This is a genomic window from Streptomyces sp. NPDC002265, assembly GCF_040296125.1.
Taxonomy (GTDB): Bacteria; Actinomycetota; Actinomycetes; order Streptomycetales; family Streptomycetaceae; genus Streptomyces.
In genome coordinates, this window is record NZ_JBEOWS010000076.1 from 13,510 (window position 1) to 30,997 (window position 17,488).

15 protein-coding genes are annotated in these 17,488 nt (G+C 70.1%); 6 read left to right on the forward strand and 9 right to left on the reverse strand.

Annotated features, from left to right (window positions below; all coding sequences use genetic code 11):
* The first annotated feature begins 118 nt into the window (after positions 1-118).
* The gene (locus tag ABT085_RS16220; protein WP_351607254.1) at positions 119-646 is read left to right on the forward strand and encodes a YbhB/YbcL family Raf kinase inhibitor-like protein; all 528 of its coding nucleotides are present in this window, start codon (positions 119-121) and stop codon (positions 644-646) included.
* 147 nt (positions 647-793) lie between these two features.
* Entirely contained in the window at positions 794-1,489 is a 696-nt protein-coding gene (locus ABT085_RS16225; RefSeq protein WP_351607256.1) for a type 1 glutamine amidotransferase domain-containing protein, read from the forward strand.
* 59 nt (positions 1,490-1,548) lie between these two features.
* Here the strand turns inward: ABT085_RS16225 and ABT085_RS16230 are convergent, their stop codons facing one another.
* The 7 genes from ABT085_RS16230 to ABT085_RS16260 form a co-directional block, all read right to left on the reverse strand.
* A complete protein-coding gene (locus ABT085_RS16230) occupies positions 1,549-3,135 on the reverse strand; it encodes a GMC family oxidoreductase N-terminal domain-containing protein (RefSeq protein WP_351607259.1) in 1,587 nt (528 codons plus the stop codon).
* Positions 3,132-3,788, reverse strand: coding sequence for a DUF5987 family protein (locus ABT085_RS16235; protein WP_351607263.1), 657 nt, complete (start codon positions 3,786-3,788; stop codon positions 3,132-3,134). Before ABT085_RS16235 ends, ABT085_RS16230 begins: the two co-directional genes overlap by 4 nt.
* 6 nt (positions 3,789-3,794) lie before the next feature.
* Positions 3,795-4,469: a hypothetical protein gene (locus ABT085_RS16240; protein ID WP_351607265.1), complete on the reverse strand. Its 675-nt coding sequence runs from the start codon at positions 4,467-4,469 to the stop codon at positions 3,795-3,797.
* 449 nt (positions 4,470-4,918) lie between these two features.
* Positions 4,919-6,322 (reverse strand): tocopherol cyclase family protein, encoded by a 1,404-nt coding sequence (locus tag ABT085_RS16245; RefSeq protein WP_351607268.1) that lies wholly within the window; start codon positions 6,320-6,322, stop codon positions 4,919-4,921.
* On the reverse strand, positions 6,319-7,035 hold the full coding sequence (locus ABT085_RS16250) for a FadR/GntR family transcriptional regulator (protein WP_351607274.1): 717 nt from the start codon (positions 7,033-7,035) through the stop codon (positions 6,319-6,321). The genes ABT085_RS16245 and ABT085_RS16250 overlap by 4 nt, the downstream gene beginning before the upstream one ends.
* A 286-nt stretch (positions 7,036-7,321) precedes the next feature.
* Entirely contained in the window at positions 7,322-8,038 is a 717-nt protein-coding gene (locus tag ABT085_RS16255; protein ID WP_351607276.1) for a CE1759 family FMN reductase, read from the reverse strand.
* Positions 8,039-8,248: 210 nt separating this feature from the next.
* Positions 8,249-8,722: a VOC family protein gene (locus ABT085_RS16260; protein WP_351607279.1), complete on the reverse strand. Its 474-nt coding sequence runs from the start codon at positions 8,720-8,722 to the stop codon at positions 8,249-8,251.
* Between the two features lie 754 nt (positions 8,723-9,476).
* Between ABT085_RS16260 and ABT085_RS16265 the strand changes: the two genes are divergently transcribed.
* The gene (locus ABT085_RS16265) at positions 9,477-9,713 is read left to right on the forward strand and encodes a hypothetical protein (RefSeq protein ID WP_351607282.1); all 237 of its coding nucleotides are present in this window, start codon (positions 9,477-9,479) and stop codon (positions 9,711-9,713) included.
* On the opposite strand, the gene ABT085_RS16270 is transcribed toward ABT085_RS16265, so the two are convergent.
* Together ABT085_RS16270 and ABT085_RS16275 are read right to left on the reverse strand one after the other, a co-directional pair.
* On the reverse strand, positions 9,703-10,620 hold the full coding sequence (locus ABT085_RS16270; protein WP_351607286.1) for a class I SAM-dependent methyltransferase: 918 nt from the start codon (positions 10,618-10,620) through the stop codon (positions 9,703-9,705). The two genes, ABT085_RS16265 and ABT085_RS16270, sit on opposite strands and share 11 nt — an antisense overlap.
* Before the next feature lie 145 nt (positions 10,621-10,765).
* Positions 10,766-11,206: an Lrp/AsnC family transcriptional regulator gene (locus tag ABT085_RS16275; protein WP_351607297.1), complete on the reverse strand. Its 441-nt coding sequence runs from the start codon at positions 11,204-11,206 to the stop codon at positions 10,766-10,768.
* A 194-nt stretch (positions 11,207-11,400) separates the two neighbouring features.
* On the opposite strand from ABT085_RS16275, the gene ABT085_RS16280 reads away from it, so the two are divergent.
* The 3 genes from ABT085_RS16280 to ABT085_RS16290 form a co-directional block, all read left to right on the forward strand.
* The gene (locus ABT085_RS16280) at positions 11,401-12,045 is read left to right on the forward strand and encodes an AzlC family ABC transporter permease (RefSeq protein ID WP_351607289.1); all 645 of its coding nucleotides are present in this window, start codon (positions 11,401-11,403) and stop codon (positions 12,043-12,045) included.
* Positions 12,038-12,367, forward strand: a complete 330-nt coding sequence (locus tag ABT085_RS16285; protein ID WP_351607292.1) for a branched-chain amino acid transporter permease — start codon at positions 12,038-12,040, stop codon at positions 12,365-12,367. Before ABT085_RS16280 ends, ABT085_RS16285 begins: the two co-directional genes overlap by 8 nt.
* 374 nt (positions 12,368-12,741) lie before the next feature.
* On the forward strand, positions 12,742-17,488 hold a 4,747-nt coding region (locus ABT085_RS16290), incomplete at its 3' end, for a beta-ketoacyl synthase N-terminal-like domain-containing protein (RefSeq protein WP_351607294.1).

Sequence of the window (17,488 nt, forward strand, 5' to 3'; positions counted from 1 at the left end):
TCGTGGGCGTCGTGGGCGTCGTGGGCGACGCCTGCTGTGTGGGGATGGGAGGCCAGACCCGCGGAAAGCCTGGGACACCGGAAGGTTGAGCCTTCGGGCGGGAAAGCGAGGGATCATCGTGATCAAGCCCTATGCCCCGTACGACTTCATGCCGCCGATCCCGAGCTTCTCGCTGACCTCGCAGTCCCTGGCGAACGGCGAGCAACTGGCGCGCGAGCACGTGAGTGGCATCCTTGGGGCAGGTGGATCGGACGTCTCACCTCAGCTGAGCTGGACCGGCTTCCCCGAGCAGACCCGCAGCTTCACGGTCGCGATGTTCGATCCCGACGTGCCCACCGCCTCGGGCTTCTGGCATTGGGCCGTGGCCAACCTCCCCGCCTCCGTGACCGACCTGCCTGCCGGGGCGGGAGACGGAAGCGAACTGCCGGGCGGAGCGGTGACGCTGCCCAACGACGCCGGCTACAGGAGGTACCTCGGCCCGGCAACGCCTCCGGGAAACGGACCGGACCGCTACTTTCTCGTGGTGCACGCCGTCGACGTGGAGAAGCTGGACGTGACCGAGACGACGGCCCCCGCCCTCATGGACTTCCTCCTGTTCACGCACGCGATCGCGCGGGCGACCATGTACGGCACCTTCGAGCGATGAGGCGTCCGGACGGCCGGCCTATGTGGGTTTCATTGCGGGTCCATCACGGGTTGCACCCCCCACAGGCGCCTGCCCACACTTGATCCATAGAGGTGCATTTGGCGATGTCGCGTGCCCTTCGCGGGTGCCATTCCACAGGAGTGTCCGATGGCCAAGATTCTTTTCGTGCTGACCGGCGCAAGCTACTGGACCCTGAAAGACGGTCACCGGCACCCGACCGGTTACTGGGCCGAGGAGTTCGTCGCGCCCTACACCGTCTTCACCGACGCCGGATACGAGGTCACGGTGGCAACTCCGGGCGGGGTCGTGCCTGTTGTGGACACGATGAGCCTCGAACCCAAGATGGCGGGCGGCGAAGAGAACTCCCTCAAGGAGGAAGCCGTCATCGAGAAGGCGGACGAGCTGCGGCACCCCATCCCTCTCACGAAGGTGCGCCTCGGCGACTACGACGCCGTCTACTACCCCGGGGGCCACGGCCCGATGGAGGATCTCTCCGTCGACCCCGACTCCGGAGCACTGCTGCGCGAAGCGCTCGCCTCCGGCAAACCGCTCGGCATCGTCTGCCACGCACCGGCCGCGCTCCTCGCGACCCGGGACGCGGACGGCGCCACCCCCTTCGCCGGCTACCGCCTGACGGGCTTCTGCAACGATGAGGAAGCCGGTGTCGGCTTCGCCGACAAGGCCAAGTGGCTGCTGGAGGACGAGCTGAAGAAGCTGCCCACCGAGTACTCGCGGGGCCCGGTCTGGGAGCCCTACACGGTCTCGGACCGCAACCTTTACACCGGCCAGAACCCCGCCTCCTCGGGCCCCCTCGCCAAAGTGGTGCTCGCCGCTCTCTCCTGACCGGACGCAGGACCAGGGACGGGTGCGACCACGTCCTACTGGAGGCAAGTCACGTCGGTCTATCGCCCGGGCAGCGGGACGCCTCCTGTCATCGTCACTCCGGCCTCGGCGACGCGGGCCGCGATCCCGCTGGTGGCACGTTCGGCCAGCGCGGCGATGGTCAGTGACGGGTTGACGGTGAGCGAGGCGGGAACAGCCGCGCCGTCCGTGACGAACAGACCCCGGAATCCTCGGAGTTCGTGCTTGTCGTCGAGGGCGCTGGTGGCCGGGTCGTCGCCGATACGCGCGGACCCGAGCGGGTGGGCCGTGACCGTACCGGCCAGGGCCTCGGTCCACGGACGGACCCGGGACAGACCGTCCTTCTCCAGGATTGCGCGGAGCGCCGTGTCCGCCCGGTCCCATGCCTGGCGGGTTCGGGTGGTGGGATGGAAGGACATCGTCCCCTGACCGAGCCCGGGTGCCAGGCGCAGGAAGCTCCCGGTGGGAGGAACCACTCCGAAGGTGCCTTCGTTGTCGTCCTCGGTCATGGCGAGCAGGGTGAGCCACGACGGCCAACGGGCCCGCATCTGACGCTTGTCGACGCCGAACCAGCCGGGCGAGCCGGTCGTCTGGGCGAGGACGTTGGTCAGCGGCGGGAAGTAGATCTGCTGGAGCATGAACCGGCTGTACTCCGGTGCGGACGCATCCAGGTAGTCGTACGTGGCGGAAGTGATCGGCCGGCCGATCGGCAGCCCCTGGTAGACGGTCCCGTCGGGGCGGGAGAGTCCGAGCAGTGACCCCGCCTTGCCCTCGTCGACGTCGGCGACGCTGACGTGGTCGCCGTTGCCGGAGAAGTAGCGGCCGACCGCACCCGGGATGCCGCCGAGCGGCAGGGAGGACCGCTGGAGGATCACCGGCGTGCCCACCGCGCCCGCCGCCAGCACCACGACCTTGGCGTGGATGATCCCCACGTTCGTGGTGCAGGTGTAGTCGTCGGGGTCGAGGACGGTGTAGGCGACCGCGTAGCGGTAGCCGGACTCCAGTGAGGGGGTGATCAGCTGAACCTCGTGCAGTGGCCGGATGACCGCGCCATGGGCTTCCGCCGCGGGGAGATAGTTGAGGAGCATGGAGCGCTTGGCGTCGAACGCGCAGCCCGACAGCATCCAGTTGCAGTTGGTGCAGGCAGCGGTGTCCACCGCCACCGGAACCGGATTGCAGGTGTGCCCGGCCCGCCGGCAGGCGGCCGCCAGTACGCCGCCCGCGTAGGAGACGTCCGACCAGCCGGTGCGTGCGACCGGCAGGGCCGTCTCCACCCGGTCGTACCAGGGGTCGAGCGTGGCACGGTTGATGGACGCCGGCCATATCCGCCGTCCGATGCTGCCGTGGCGCTCGAAGGCGTACGACGGTGCCCGCAGCGAGGCGGCGAAGTAGACGACGCTGCCGCCGCCCACGCAGTTGCCCGCGACCACCGAGACACCGTCGCCGCGGATCACATCGACGATCTTGTTGTAGGTGCCCAGGCGCATGGAGTGGCTGAACTGTGCCGCACCCAAGCGGGGTCCGCGCTCGAGAATGGTGACGCGTGCTCCGCCTGCGGCCATGTAGTAGGCGGGGATGGCCCCGCCGAAGCCGCTGCCGATCACCAGGACGTCCGTGGTCTGGGTCATGCCGGGCTCCCGGAAGGGGTCGTGGCGGGATGGAGCGCCGCGAGCGGGCGGTCGTAGGAGAAGTCTCCGAACCGCCACAGGCCGTCCGGGTCCGGCTTGGGGAACCTCAGCCAGGTCAGGCCCGGATGGCCCTGGGCCAGGGCGGCGGTCGTGTCGGACTGTCCGGCGGTGTCGAAGGCGATGCCGACGATCAGGCTCATCACCTGCCAGACCGGCTCGTCGATGTCGCCCGAGCCGAACAGGCCGCTGACCAGGTTGGTCCGATGCGCGAAGGACAGGCCGACGAAGGGCGGCCGGCTGGGTGACAGCCAGATCAGCCGGACCGCCGCGTAGGCGACGGCACGGGCGTCGAGCAGGGCAGCGATCTCCGGCAGCAGCGGGGCCAGCGGCAGCTCGGGCGAGTTCATGACGTCGATGACGCCCGCCTGGACGGCGCCCGGCCCGGTGACGGCGCCGGCGCACACCTGGTCACCCGAAAACCGATGCTCACCGGGGATGAGGGTGTCGGCAAAGGCTCCCAGGGTCTGTGTCGTCCAGCCCTCGGAGACGTCCGCCGCGGCGGCTGCCGGGGTGGCGGTGAGCCCCCCGGCGGCCAACACGGCAACCGATGCGGTGAGCGCCTTGAGGATCGCTCGTCGGTCGACGGTGGGCACGGCCGCTCAGCCGATCAGCGCGCAGCCGAGGTCGAACGGCAGCGCCACCGTCAGACCGGTCTCCCCGGCCTCCTGGCCGTATTCGGACAGCGCGTCGGCCAGGTTGTCGAAGTTCGAGGCGCGCAGGGCGGCGACGGCGTCGCCGATGCCCACAGTCTGGCCGTTGATGCTGAAGTGGTTGAGGCGGGCGCCGGCCCGTCGGCCGGTCTTGTCCCACCAGTACTGGCCGTCCCACGCCACGTACGGTACGGCGCCGTTGGTGGCCTGCACGCTCCAGTGGTCCTTCTGGTAGTAGCGGCAGGTCAGCATGGTGATGGCGAAGCGGGAGGGCTCGGCGACCAGGAAGCGCAGGGCTCCACCGTCGTCGAAGGTGATGTCGCGCTTGCTGTACTCCACGCACAGCGGGTTCGTGAACATCAGCCACAGCGGCGGCTGTTCACCCTCGCCGAAGTTGTGCCAGGTGCAGGTGGCGGCGAAGCCCGGCTCGGTGAAGGGGCCGACCGCAGGCACGTCGGAGGAAGTCCGGACCGCCGCCGACGTGCTCACGGCCTGGGCCGTACGGACGTCAGTGGCCGGTCGGGCGGGTGCGGCGGATGCGTCATGGCTCGGGAACAACGCGGCGCAGACCCCGAGGGCCAGCGCGAAGCCGGCCGCGGTCGTACGCAGGTGCACAGGGAACACAGGACCTCCTGGACGCGGAAAAGTGTGGTGTCGCTCGAAAAAGGCCGCCGACAGCGGGGAACCGGCGGGCCGAGGATGGGGCAATTTGTGCAGGAGCAGAGGTGGTACGGGTCGCTGACCGCGTCACGATGACGACGACAGGCGTCCCGACGCGGGCGAGATGGGAGCGGCCCTGTCCTTGCCGGCGCCCTGGTCGACAGCGACGGCGACGGCGACAGGCGACGGCGTCGGCGTTCGAACGCGGGGGCAGGTCGCGGGACGGCGTACGGTCGAGGTGCGTACTGGCGAGCGGCGGGTCGGCGGGGCCGGACGTCAGGGGCGGCGGACGGCATTGCCGCAGCGCCCGTTTGCGGGCGGCCCTGCCCGGCACGAGCCGCGTCCGCACGGAGGTGCCTTCGTCCGCGAGCAGGGCGACCGCGCGTCCGCCGAGGCGGGCGGATCTCGATGGTTCATCGGTCGCCGACCTCCGCGTGCGCTGTACCCGACAGCCGCCATACGGCTTCCCGCCGCCATGTGCCCCACCAGCGCTCCAGGCTGACCATCGCGTCCGCGGTTTCGCTGTTGCGGCAGACCGCGGCGGAGCCGTCGGGGTCGGTGTAGTCGAGCGTCAGGGTCCGCTCGGGCGGCTGGGTCACCGTCACCTTGATGCGTCTCAGGCCCGCCCTGCCCTCGACCCGCCACTCGGGCAGGCCGAGGTCCGCGCGGAACCGGCCGATGCCCGCCCAGCCCACGGCGGAGCGTTCCGCGCGCCGGGGCCAGCTGCGGCCGTTTCGGTGCAGGCGCAGGAAGACCAGGGGCGGCAGCCTGTCGAGTCCGCGTCGCATGGACACCGCGGCGACGATCTCCAGGACGTCACCGCCGCCCAGGTCGGCGTGCAGCCAGGCCCAGCGGCGGGCGTTGCCATGGCCGTAGATGCGGGCTTCGGCCCCCGGAGCGTGGTCCAGTCGCAGCTCACCGGCGCCGTACCGGATGGTGCCGCTGTAGCGGGAGCGGCCGGCGGGGAGCATGTGCGAGGCCGGAAGCCAGGGGCGTCGCCAGGACCAGCGGGGGAACGTGTACAGCGGCGGGCCCTCGGGGCTCTCGGTGAGCTCCCAGGTGAACGTCCCCGCGGAGCCCGTGAGCCGGCCGGGCCGGACGCGGATGTCCTCGGCGGCGAAGCCTTCCGGATGCGCTGTCCACGGTACGGGGCCGAAGCGTGTGTGTTCGACGTGGCCGTCCTTGGGGAAGACGGCGATCCAGCCGTGCGCGTAGGCGGCGGAACCGTCGGAGGGCGCCACCAGTTCGTGGTGCAGCCAGATCCCGCTGTCGGTGGCCGGATCGGTCAGGGTCGTGTACCAGACCTCGGTCCGCCCCGGTGCGCCGTCCCAGCGCGACGCCAGATGCCCGTCGGCGGGGGACGCGGGAGACGCGACAGCACGCGGGAATCGGAAGCTCGCGATGAAGGGCAGCAGGCCGGTGACGAGGGGAAAGCGCAGCGTGCCTTCGCCCACGCGGTCACCGTTCTCGTACAGGGTGTACGGCAGTACGGTCAGGGAGGCGAGCGGATGCATGGGTGACATCGACTTGTGGCCGACCAGCGTGAGGCGCCGGTCTTCCATGGCGAAGGTGATCCGGTAGCGGATCCAGTCGCGCGAAAGGGGCGCAATCTCCAGGTCGCCCACGGCTTCGGTGCCGTCGGCGCGTCCCGCCACGCGCACGCGTCCGGTCACATGTGCCCGCGTCGTGCGGCGGGGCAGCGGCACCGCGTCGGCACGGACCAGCAGGTCCAGCCGGAGGGGGTGGTCGCGGTCCTCGCCGGCCAGACGGACACGGCCCAGCAGGGTCTCCCTGAACACCGTCCCGCGTGAGGTCACCGAGCACCTTCCCGGTGTCGGCGGGAGCGCGCCAGCCCGTCGAGCATCATGCGTTCCGTCGCCGACAGATATTCGCCCGCGGCGGTGCGTGCCGCCTCCCGGTCGCCGGCGGTGACGGCCTCGACGACCGGAGTCAGACGCTCACGAGCGGCCCGGGGATCCTCGAAGGGCCCGACCAGCGCTGCGCGCACCGGTAGATACGCGTTGAACAAGGTGTTGGTCAGCAGGACGTACACCCGGTTGCCCGTGGCACGGGCCAGCGCACGGTGCACCTCGACGTCGGCCAGCTGCACGGGCTCGCCGCCCGCCGCGTCCCCGACGGCGGCCAGCAGCAGACGCAGTTCGGCGACCTGGGCCGCCGTGGCACGGGCCGCGGCGCGCTCCGCGATCAACATGCCGATGCTGCGGCGGACTTCGAAGACCTCACCGATCCAGTCGGGGCTGTGGAGCACCAGCATCGGCAGGAGGTCCGCCCCGCCCAGGCGCAGAAAATCCCTGACCCGGGTCCCCACTCCGTGGCGCGTCTCCAGCAGTCCGGCGTGCGTCAGTCGCCCGAAGGCGTGCTTGAGGGAGGTGCGGGTGACCCCGAATCCCTCGGCGAGTTCACGCTCGGGAGGCAGATAGCTTCCGGCGGGATGGCGCTCGGCGAGGATGTCCTCGCGCAGCCGCTTCTCCAGCGCGTCGACGATCGTCTCGCGTGGCAGTGCCTCCACCTCGGCTCCCAGTGATTGAGTGGTCCAGTGGCTGAGCCACTGAACCACCGTTGATGACATGGCGTCAATAACTCTGCACGGGAGGGCGAGGATGCCCTCGGGCTTGGATTCCGGTTCGTCACGATGCCGCCACCCAGGCTGCTCTCCAGGCGCCGTTCGGTCGGCGGCGCCAACTCGGGCCTGGCCCCGGCCGACAGACTGATCAGCGCCGGCGGAAGCCCGCCGGACGTTCTTTCTTGTGGGTCGGCCGGCGCTGTGGGGAGCCGCGTCGTTCCGGGCTGATCGGTCAGGTCTGTGTGCCGTCCCGCTGGGCAGGAGGCCAGCCGCCGCCGGCGGCAAGTCGCATCAGTGCAGTGTCGAAGTCGCCGTGGTCGGGCTTCCGTTCGGCACGGGTCGCTTCGCCGTCGAAGCGGTGCTGGTAGCCGGACCAGGCCTGGTCCGTGATCGTGTTGCCGACTCTGCCGGCCATCAGTGCCGTGAGTTCGGTCGCTGCGCGGCTGATGCGCCGTCCGAGCTCTGGCGGGCTCCAGTCATCGGGGGCGGCGAAAATCGACGCGGGAGTGGTGAGGGCCCGCAGGTAGGCGAACATGGGGCGGACTTGGTCCTCCACGACCAGTGCGTGACGGGAGGTTCCGCCCGTCATGGACAGCAGGGTCGGTTTCGCGATGACGAGGTCGTCGTCGAGGAGGTCGAGGAAGGACTTGAATAGACCGCTCATCCCCGCGGTGTGGACCGGGGTGCCGGTTATCACTCCGTCTGCGGCAGCCAGCACTTCGATCGCACGCTCCAGGCGGTGACTGCGGAGTCCGGAAACGATGGCCTTGGCCATGTCGACGGCCAGCGTGCCGAGTTCGATGACCCGTGTAGTGACGGCCAGACCTTGGTCGTCGAGTATGGACATGGCCTTCTGCGCCACACGGTCGGTGAGCAGCCGGGTCGATGAGGGGTCGCTGGTGCCCGCGCTGACGATCGCGAGCGCGAGTGGGGCCGGGGAATGGGGCATTGGCTGGCCGTGCTGCTCGAAGTGCCCATGCGGAGCAAGGATGTTGTTCGGTGGTCGACTGGGACGGAGACTTCCGTACCGCGCTCCAGGGCTTCACCTCCACGCCCCGTCCGCTCGATGACGTACCGCCGTTCGTCCGGCACGGCTCCATCCTCGAACGTGACGATACGTCCCTATGTGGACGTTCCTCGGTGGCGGCTCCGTCATCAATTACCGGCCGGGCTGCCGCTGCGTAATCTCCTGGAGCACCCACCCGTTTCCGTCCGGGTCGCTGAAGGTGGCGTAGGAGGCGTAGGACGTCCGCTCCGGGTCCGGGCCCGCGAGCCGTTCCTGTCCGGCGCCCCGATGCACGGCATCTCCGGCTTCGTGGCCGTGGTGAAGGATCCCCCCGGCGTCGTGGAACACATCACTGACCTTGATGCCGCGGCTCACGAGCTCTGCACGCGCCTGCTCGACATCCGTGACGATGAGATATAGGCCCTGGGCCGAGCCGGGAGCAGTGTCGATCATGCCCTTGCCGAAGAGGATCGAGCATGCGGAACCGGGGGGTGTGAGGTGCACCAAGCGGTAGTCGTCACTGAACGTATTGTCGACGTCCATTCGGAACCCCGCTGTCTCGTAGAAGTTCTTGGCGCGATCGACGTCGGAGACAGGGAGCACAATGGCTTCGAGCTTCAGGTCCATCTTTCTTCACCCTCGCAGGATCGAATTCCGAGAGAATGGGATAGGCAAACGATCTCGGCTCGGTGTCGCCTTCGGAAGGTCAACGATTGAGCCTGTAAAGTGTTGCCGATCGGGAATTCCGCTGGAGTATATTACGGAAGCGGCCGTTGCGCTCCACCATTGTCACTCGTGCGTGACAGCATCGCATTCCGAAGCGCATGGCAGAGCGGCTGCGCCCGATCCAGTACGCAGTCCACATTCAGCATTCAGCGGGATTGCCTCAGGGAGGAGTTGGGCTTCGGCTCGGTCCTCAAGCTCGCTGCTGCCTGATCGCACACTGACAACTCGGCCCATCGTGTGGGTCGTTGTAAGCGCCAGAACGAGTACACGTATGTCGACGCGTGTGCCGGGCAGCGCTCTCGTGCCGGGCCTGACCATCGCGGTGCTGGTCGGCCCGATCGTCACCAACCGGCAGGAGCAGGCCAACCGGTGGCCGAACACCGCGATGCGCTACGCGGACTCCGCACGCGTTCTGTCGGTACGGCCGCTGAACAGCACCTGCGATGAAACCGGTTCGACCGCGGCGCGCCATGAAGGGAATCATGGACGAGCGATGTCGACCGAAGCAGGCAGCAGCACTCGCCCTACAGAACCATGCCGCCTTTTGGAACGGCGACAGGACACCGGCAGAGGTCGACGCCGAAGTTCTGGCTGAAGCTCGAAGGTGATCGACACTTAAGTTCGTGCCATCGAAGGCTGAGCGACGGGAACGTGCATGAGGAGCGAAGTCCAGATCTTCGTCGCCGACGGCCCACTGCCCGACTGGGAGTCCACCGAAGAAGAGATCGACAGACGTTGTGACCAGCTGATGGCGATCACCAAACCCGTCACCACCGAGGAAGCCCACGCGCTGGCCAGCAGACTTTCCTCCCCGGGGGCGTGTGACCGCGCTGGGCGTGACCGACTTCGGGGCCGTGCCGCCGTGTCCTCGCCGTCGTACGTCAGTGGCTGACTGCGACGGCGACGTGTCCGGACCGCAGCGATGTCCGGCTGAGGGCCGGGCTGTCGAGGGTGTGTGCAAGGGTCAGCAGATCGTCGTCCGACACCACCCGCAGCCCGTTGTCCGCCAGCAGCGCGGCCATCTGCTGTGGTGTCCACAGCGAGCGCCACGGTTCGCCCGACGTCACACTGCTGCCGAGCACACGCGTCAGGAGCCGTCCTACGGCCGCTCGCGCCGACGGCGCCTGATAGTTGACGACGAGGGCGCTGCCTGGGGCCGTACGAGCGGCGAGGGCTGCCACCGTGGCGTGTACCTCGCTGCGCGCGAGGTACGGGACGACGCCCTCCCACAGCCACGTCGTCGGTTTCGACGGGTCGTGTCCTGCGGCATCCAACGCCGCACCGAGATCGTCGACGGCGAAATCGACCGGAGTGAATCGTACGCAGCGGGCGGTCACCGGCAGCTCGACGGTGATCCGGTCGCTCTCGTCCGTGCTGTGCGGCACGCTGACGGCCTCGGCGAGACGGTCACGCTTGTCCTGCTGAGAGGCGGGATGGTCGACCTCCCACACATCGGTCTGCGCGAGCCCGGGCAGACGCCACGCGCGGGTGTCCAGACCGGCGCCGAGGATCACGAGCTGGCTGGTGACGCGATCGCGCAGTGCCTCGTCGATCGCCACCGTACGCGGCACGACCACCTCGGCGCATGCCCGCACACTCTCGAACGCGACGCGTGCCTGCCAGCCCTGCGGCGCGGTGTTCGCGCGTACCTCCGCCACGGGCACACGTTCCGCGTCCCGCAACAGCCGTATCGCCAAGGGATCCGCGAACCGGCCGACCGAGGCTCTTCCGTCCGCCGCTGCCCGCCCCTGGCAGACCAGCACCGCCGTCCGGCTCGCTGCACGGCCACTCTCGCCCATCGGGTTCCTCCTTGGACACCCCCACTTGAGGGTGGGGGCGGAAACAGACTCCTGCGGGGCAGGGCAAGAAGCCTTGCACACCGTGCACCCATGCGCCGCGCCGCCTGCCCGGGTCGGTATTTCCCTTGCCGCGTGGGACGGGAGTTCAGCCGTTCGTCTTGATCTTCTTCATGGTGAGGTGGGATTCGAGGCGCAGGACGGCGGGCAGGCAGCTGAGCTTGCCGGTGAGGAAGGCTTCGTAGGCGGCGTGGTCCGCCACGGCGACGCGCAGGAAGTAGTCGGGGCGGCCGTACATGCGGCGGAACTCGATGACTTCGTCATAGGAGGCCACGGTGTCCTCGAACTCCTCGAAGCTCTTGCGGTCCTGGGCGTAGATCTCGACGTCGACGAGGACCTCCAGCCCGCGGCCCATGGTCTCGGGATCGACGACGGCCCGGTACCCGGTGATGACGCCGGCCTCTTCCAACCGCTTGACCCGGCGCAGGCAGGGCGGCGGGGTCAGGCCGACGCGCTTGGCCAGTTCGACGTTGGTCAGCCGCCCGTCCTGCTGGAAGTGAAACAAAATTTCTCGATCCAGGGCATCCATGCTCACTTCATTGCTCACGGTCTGATCATAGGGCCTTAACTGGAAACCATATGAGGTGCGATTTATTTTAAAATTTCTTCATGCGTACAAGTTCGGCCGATGTCGATACCGATGCCGGCGGCCGGTCTCGGTCTGCCGCCGCTCCTCCTCGGGTTCCGTCCCAGGCACGAGCGGCCCTGCGCGACTCCGCCTCCGTGGGCCTGGGATTCGTTCCGCTCGGTCTCGCCTTCGGGGCCCTCGTCACCCAGTCCGGTCTCGACTGGTGGTGGGCGGGCCTTTCCGCCGCGTTGGTCTACGGCGGATCGTTCGAGTTCCTGCTCATCGGCATGGTCACCGCCGCCGCGCCGCTGGCCGCGATCGCCGGAACGGCCTTCATGGTGAACGTCCGGCACGTCTTCTACGCCCTGTCCTTTCCCCTGCACCGAGTGACCGGCCGCCGCGGCAAGGCGTACGGCACCTTCGCGCTCAGTGACGAGGCCTATGCCCTGACCGCCGGATCCGAGGCCCGCTCCTGGTCCGGACGGCGCATCCTGTGGCTCCAGTTCTTCATGCACGCGTACTGGGTCGGAAATGCGACCGCCGGCGCCCTTCTCGGCTCCCTCATCCCGGACGGCGTGACCGGCCTGGACTTTGCCCTGACCGCCCTGTTCACCGTGCTGGCGCTCGAATCACTCAAGGACCTGCGCGGAGATCTGCCCACCCCCGCGCTCGCCCTGTTCAGCGCCGTGGCCGCCCGGCTGCTCCTCCCGGGCCCGATGCTCCTGGCCGCCTTCACCCTGTTCACCGCCGGGCTCCTGGCCCGCCGTCTCGTCACCGGCAGGAGGCCGAACCGTGCCTGACACCTTCTACGCCGTGGCCGCCATCCTCGTCAGCGCCGCCGTCACCTGGGCCCTGCGCGCCCTGCCCTTCGCCGCCCTCGCCTCCCTGCGCGCCAGCGCGACCGTCCGGTTCCTCAGCACCCGCATGCCCGCCGGTGTCATGGTGATCCTCGTCGTCCACTGCCTGCGCGACCTGCCCGTGACGCAGTGGCGCGCCCTGGCCCCCCTCGCGGCTCTGGCCGTCACCGTCGGCCTGCACCTTTGGCGCCGCAACGCCTTGCTCAGCATCCTCGGCGGCACAGCTGCCCATGTCGCCTTGGCCAGCACGGTCTTCGCCCACTGACCCCACCTCCAGCGCAACCTTCCAGAAGAAAAGACTGCGCTGAGGGATTCCGGACTGCGTGCAGATGCGCCATGAAATACCTGGAGCCTCACCGGCGGAGGAGAATTGGGGGAGGCTGCACAAGCTGCAATTCTCCCACGACTGTCCCTAGGGATCTCCTTAGAGATCCCCGGCTGTCAATGCCCGTGCACGTCAACCATTGGGGATTCCCCTAAGACTGATCCGCTGCAGCGGCGGAGCGCGGCTGCGAGGCCGAAACTAGGGCCACACCGCAACTTGTTGCCGCCCGGTCTCGCTGGTCGAGCCGATCGCCTGTTCCGTGGCCGGCACAGTGCGGTGCCTTTTCATTCTCTGTGTGGGTGGGGGAGCGCAATATGGTCGAGTCCGAGCTCAACGGAACGGGGAATCGGGTCGGTTCGGCTCCGGCGGATTCGGCCGATGGCATAGCTGTGATCGGCCTGGCGTGCCGACTGCCGGGGGCCGCCGACCCAGCCGCCTTCTGGCGGCTGCTCAGCGAGAGCGCGGACGCGATCACCGACGTCCCCCTGGACCGGTGGGACGGGGCCGAGGTGGGTGACGCCGATCTGTCCGCACCCGGCAGGACCGACATCCGGCGGGGCGGATTCCTCGACCGCATCGGCCACTTCGACGCCGGGTTCTTCGGAGTGTCCCCCAAAGAGGCCGCCGCCATGGACCCGCAGCAGCGGCTCGTGCTGGAGCTGGCCTGGGAAGCGCTGGAGGACGCGCATGTCCGTGCCGGGACGCTGCGCTCCACCCGGACCGGGGTGTTCGTCGGCGCCATCTGGGACGACTACGCGACCCTGCACCACCGTTCCGGGCTCACCGCCATCTCCCCGCACACCGTCACCGGCCTGCACCGCAGCATCATCGCCAACCGTGTCTCGTACTTCCTCGGGCTCAACGGCCCCAGTCTGACCGTGGACTCCGGCCAGTCCTCCTCCCTGGTCTCGGTCCACCTCGCCTGCGAGAGCCTGCGCAAGGGTGAATCGACGATCGCCCTCGCGGGCGGCGTGAACCTCAACATCGTCCCCGAGAGCACCCTGGGCGCCGCCAAGTTCGGCGGCCTGTCACCCGACGGCCGCTGCTTCACCTTCGACGCCCGTGCGAACGGCTACGTCCGTGGTGAGGGGGGCGGCATCGTCGTACTCAAACCTCTCGCCCGGGCCTTCGCGGACGGCGACCCCGTCTACTGCGTGATCCGCGGCAGCGCGGTCAACAACGACGGTGGTGGCGACGGGCTGACCGTGCCGCTGCAGGCGGGGCAGGAACAGGTGCTGCGTCTCGCCTACGAGCGAGCCGGGATCGACCCTGCCCAGGTCGGCTACGTCGAGTTGCACGGCACCGGAACCAAGGTCGGCGACCCCGTCGAGGCGGCCGCGCTCGGCGCGGTGCTCGGTGCGGGACGCGAACCCGGCCGCCCGCTGCGGGTCGGCTCGGCCAAGACCAACGTCGGCCACCTGGAGGGCGCCGCCGGCATCACCGGCCTGCTGAAGGCCGCCCTGTCGCTCACCCACCGCGAACTGCCCGCCAGCCTCAACTTCGAGACGCCGAACCCGGCGATTCCCCTGAACCGGTTGAACTTGCGGGTGCAGACCGAGCACACGTCGTGGGAGGGCCAGGAGGACCGCCCGCTGCTCGCCGGGGTCAGCTCGTTCGGCATGGGCGGCACCAACTGCCACATCGTGCTGGCGGAACACCGGGCGAGCGCGCCGACTGCGGGGACTGCGGGGACTACGGCGACCGCGGGGACTGCGGGGACTACGGCGACCGCGGAGGGCGCGGCTGCGGAGGCGGGTACGAGCGCGGCGCCGACCGTCTGGCCGCTGTCCGCCAAGACCGCGTCCGGACTGCGTGCCCAGGCCGCCGCCCTGCTCGCACACGCCGAGGCGCACCCCGGACTCGCCCCGTCCGACGTCGGCTGGTCGCTGGCCAACGGTCGCACCGCTTTCGAACACCGGGCCGTCGTCGTGGGCGACGACCGCGACGACGCCCTGCGCGCCCTGCGCGAGCTGTCCACCGGCGGCATCGACGCCGCACTGACCACGGGCCGCACCGGCCCCCGCGGCGAGCTCGCCTTCCTCTTCTCGGGCCAGGGCAGCCAGCGAGCCGGCATGGGCCGCGAACTGGCCGCTGCCTTCCCGGTGTTCGCCACCGCGCTGGACGAGGTGTGCGCACACCTCGACCCCTCGCTGCCGCGGCCGCTGCGTGAGGTCATGTTCGCGCTCGAAGGCACCGAGGAAGCGGCCGAACTCGACCGGACCCTCTACACGCAGACCTCGCTGTTCGCCTTCGAGGTCGCCCTGTTCCGGCTGCTGGAGAGCTGGGGCATCACCCCCGACGTGCTGATGGGCCACTCCATCGGCGAGCTCGCCGCAGCGCACGTGGCCGGCGTCCTCTCGCTCGCCGACGCCTGCGCCCTCGTGGCCGCGCGCGGCCGTCTGATGCAGGCGCTGCCCGCCGGCGGCGCCATGATCGCCGTCGAGGCCGCGGAGGACGAGGTCCGCGCCCGCATCGGCGGCCGCACGGACCGCGTGAGCATCGCCGCCCTGAACGGCCCGGACTCCGTCGTCGTCTCCGGCGACGAGGAACTCGCCACCGAGATCGCCGACTCCTTCGCCGCCCTGGGCCGCAGGACCAGCCGACTGCGGGTCAGCCACGCCTTCCACTCCCCGCACATGGAACCCATGCTGGCGGAGTTCCGCGACGTGGCCGAGGGGCTGACCTTCCACGCCCCGCGCATCCCGATCGTCTCCAACGTCACGGGCCGGCTGTCCGAGGAGCCCTCGGGGTACGAAGGCTGCACGGCCGCGTACTGGGTCCGCCACGTGCGCGACGCGGTCCGCTTCGCCGACGGCGTCGCCCGCCTCGACGAGCAGGGCGTCCGCACCTACCTGGAGCTCGGCCCCGGCGGCGTGCTCACCTCCATGGCCCGCGCAGGCGCGGACAGCGAGTCCCTGCTCGTCCCCGCCCTGCGCACCCGTCGCCCCGAGGCGCAGGCGCTGCTGGCCGCGATCGCCTCGCTGCACGTCCACGGCATGGAGCCGGACTGGAATGCCCTGTTCGGCGGCGGGCGAGGCGAACGCCGCAAGGTCGCGCTCCCCACCTACGCGTTCGAACGACAGCGGTACTGGCTGGACGGCGACACCACGTCGTCCGTCGCCACCACCGACCGGCCTCCCGTGACTCCGCAGCAGCCGGACGCCGCCGTCGTCGCCGAGACCGACAGCGCGCCTGTGGGAGGCCTGGGCCGACGGCTGGCCGGATTGCCCGAGTCGGAACGCGACGAAGCCGCGCTCGATCTGGTCCGCGCGCACATCGCCGCCGTCCTGGGCCACGCGGAAGCCCGCCAGGTCGAGACCGGCTGGACGTTCAAGGACCTCGGCTTCGACTCGCTCAGCTCGGTGGAACTGCGCGACCAACTGGGCGAGGCCACCGGCCTGCGCCTGCCCAGCGGGCTGCTGTTCGACCACCCGACCCCTGCCGCGCTCGCTCGCCACCTCGCCGCCCGGTCCCTGGGCGGCGAGGACACGGCGGCCCCCGCGTCCGCGACGTTCGCCGACCCCGACGAGCCCATCGCCATCGTGGCCATGAGCTGCCGTCTGCCCGGCGGGGTGAGCTCCCCCGAGGACCTGTGGCGGCTGGTCGACTCAGGTGGCGACGCCATCTCCGGATTCCCGGCGGACCGCGGCTGGGACGTCGAGGCGCTCTACGACCCGGAGCCCGGCACGCTCGGCAAGTCCTCGACACGGCACGGCGGCTTCCTGCACGACGCGGCCGGGTTCGACGCCGCCTTCTTCGGCATCAGCCCGCGCGAGGCCGCCGCGATCGACCCACAGCAGCGACTTGTCCTGGAGACCGCGTGGGAGGCCTTCGAACGGGCCGGCCTCGACCCGGCCACGTTGCGCGGGAGCCGGACGGGCGTGTTCATCGGCGCGACGGCACAGGACTACGGCCCCCGGCTGCACGAGCCGGTGGGCGGCATCGAGGGTTACCTGCTCACCGGCACGACGACCAGCGTCGCCTCGGGCCGCGTGGCCTACTCGTTCGGCCTCGAAGGCCCGGCGATCACCGTGGACACGGCCTGCTCGTCCTCGCTGGTGGCGCTGCATCTGGCCGTCCAGTCGCTGCGTAACGGCGAGTGCGCGATGGCCCTGGCCGGCGGCGTCACCGTGATGTCCACGCCCGGCATGTTCGTGGAGTTCAGCCGTCAGCGCGGGCTGTCGGCGGACGGCCGGTGCAAGGCGTTCGCGGCCGGTGCCGACGGCACGGGCTGGGCCGAGGGTGCGGGGATGTTGCTGGTGGAGCGGCTGTCCGACGCCCGGCGCAACGGCCACCGGGTGCTGGCCGTCGTACGGGGCAGCGCGGTCAACCAGGACGGCGCGTCGAACGGACTCACGGCACCCAGCGGCCCCTCCCAGCAGCGCGTCATCCGCCAGGCCCTGGCGGCCGCCGGACTCGCGCCCATGGACGTCGACGCGGTGGAGGCGCACGGTACGGGGACGCGGCTCGGCGACCCGATCGAGGCGGAGGCTCTTATCGCCGCCTACGGCCAGGGACGGGACGGCGACCGGCCGTTGTGGCTGGGCTCGTTGAAGTCGAACATCGGCCACACGCAGGCCGCGGCGGGCGTGGCGGGTGTGATCAAGATGGTGATGGCGATGCGGCACGGTGTGCTGCCGCAGACGCTGCACGTGGACGAGCCGACGCCGCACGTGGACTGGTCGGCGAGCGGCGTACGACTGCTGACCGAAGCGGTTCGGTGGCCCGCGGGCGACCTGCCGCGCCGGGCGGCGGTGTCCTCCTTCGGAATCAGCGGCACCAACGCGCACGTCATCGTCGAGCAGGCCGCGACGAGCGAAGAGTCCGGCTGCGGAACGCCCGTCGCGGGCCCGGTTCCATGGGTGCTGTCGGCGAAGAGCGATGCGGCGCTGCGGGAGCAGGCGGGCCGACTGCTGTCCTTCCTGGACGCCGAGGACGCCGAGGACGTCGGGGGTGCTGGGGGTGTCGGGGTTCGGCCGGGGGATGTGGGGTTCTCGCTGGCGGCGTCGCGTGCGGTGCTGGAGCGTCGTGCGGTGGTGGTGGGGGAGGGGCTCGGAGAGT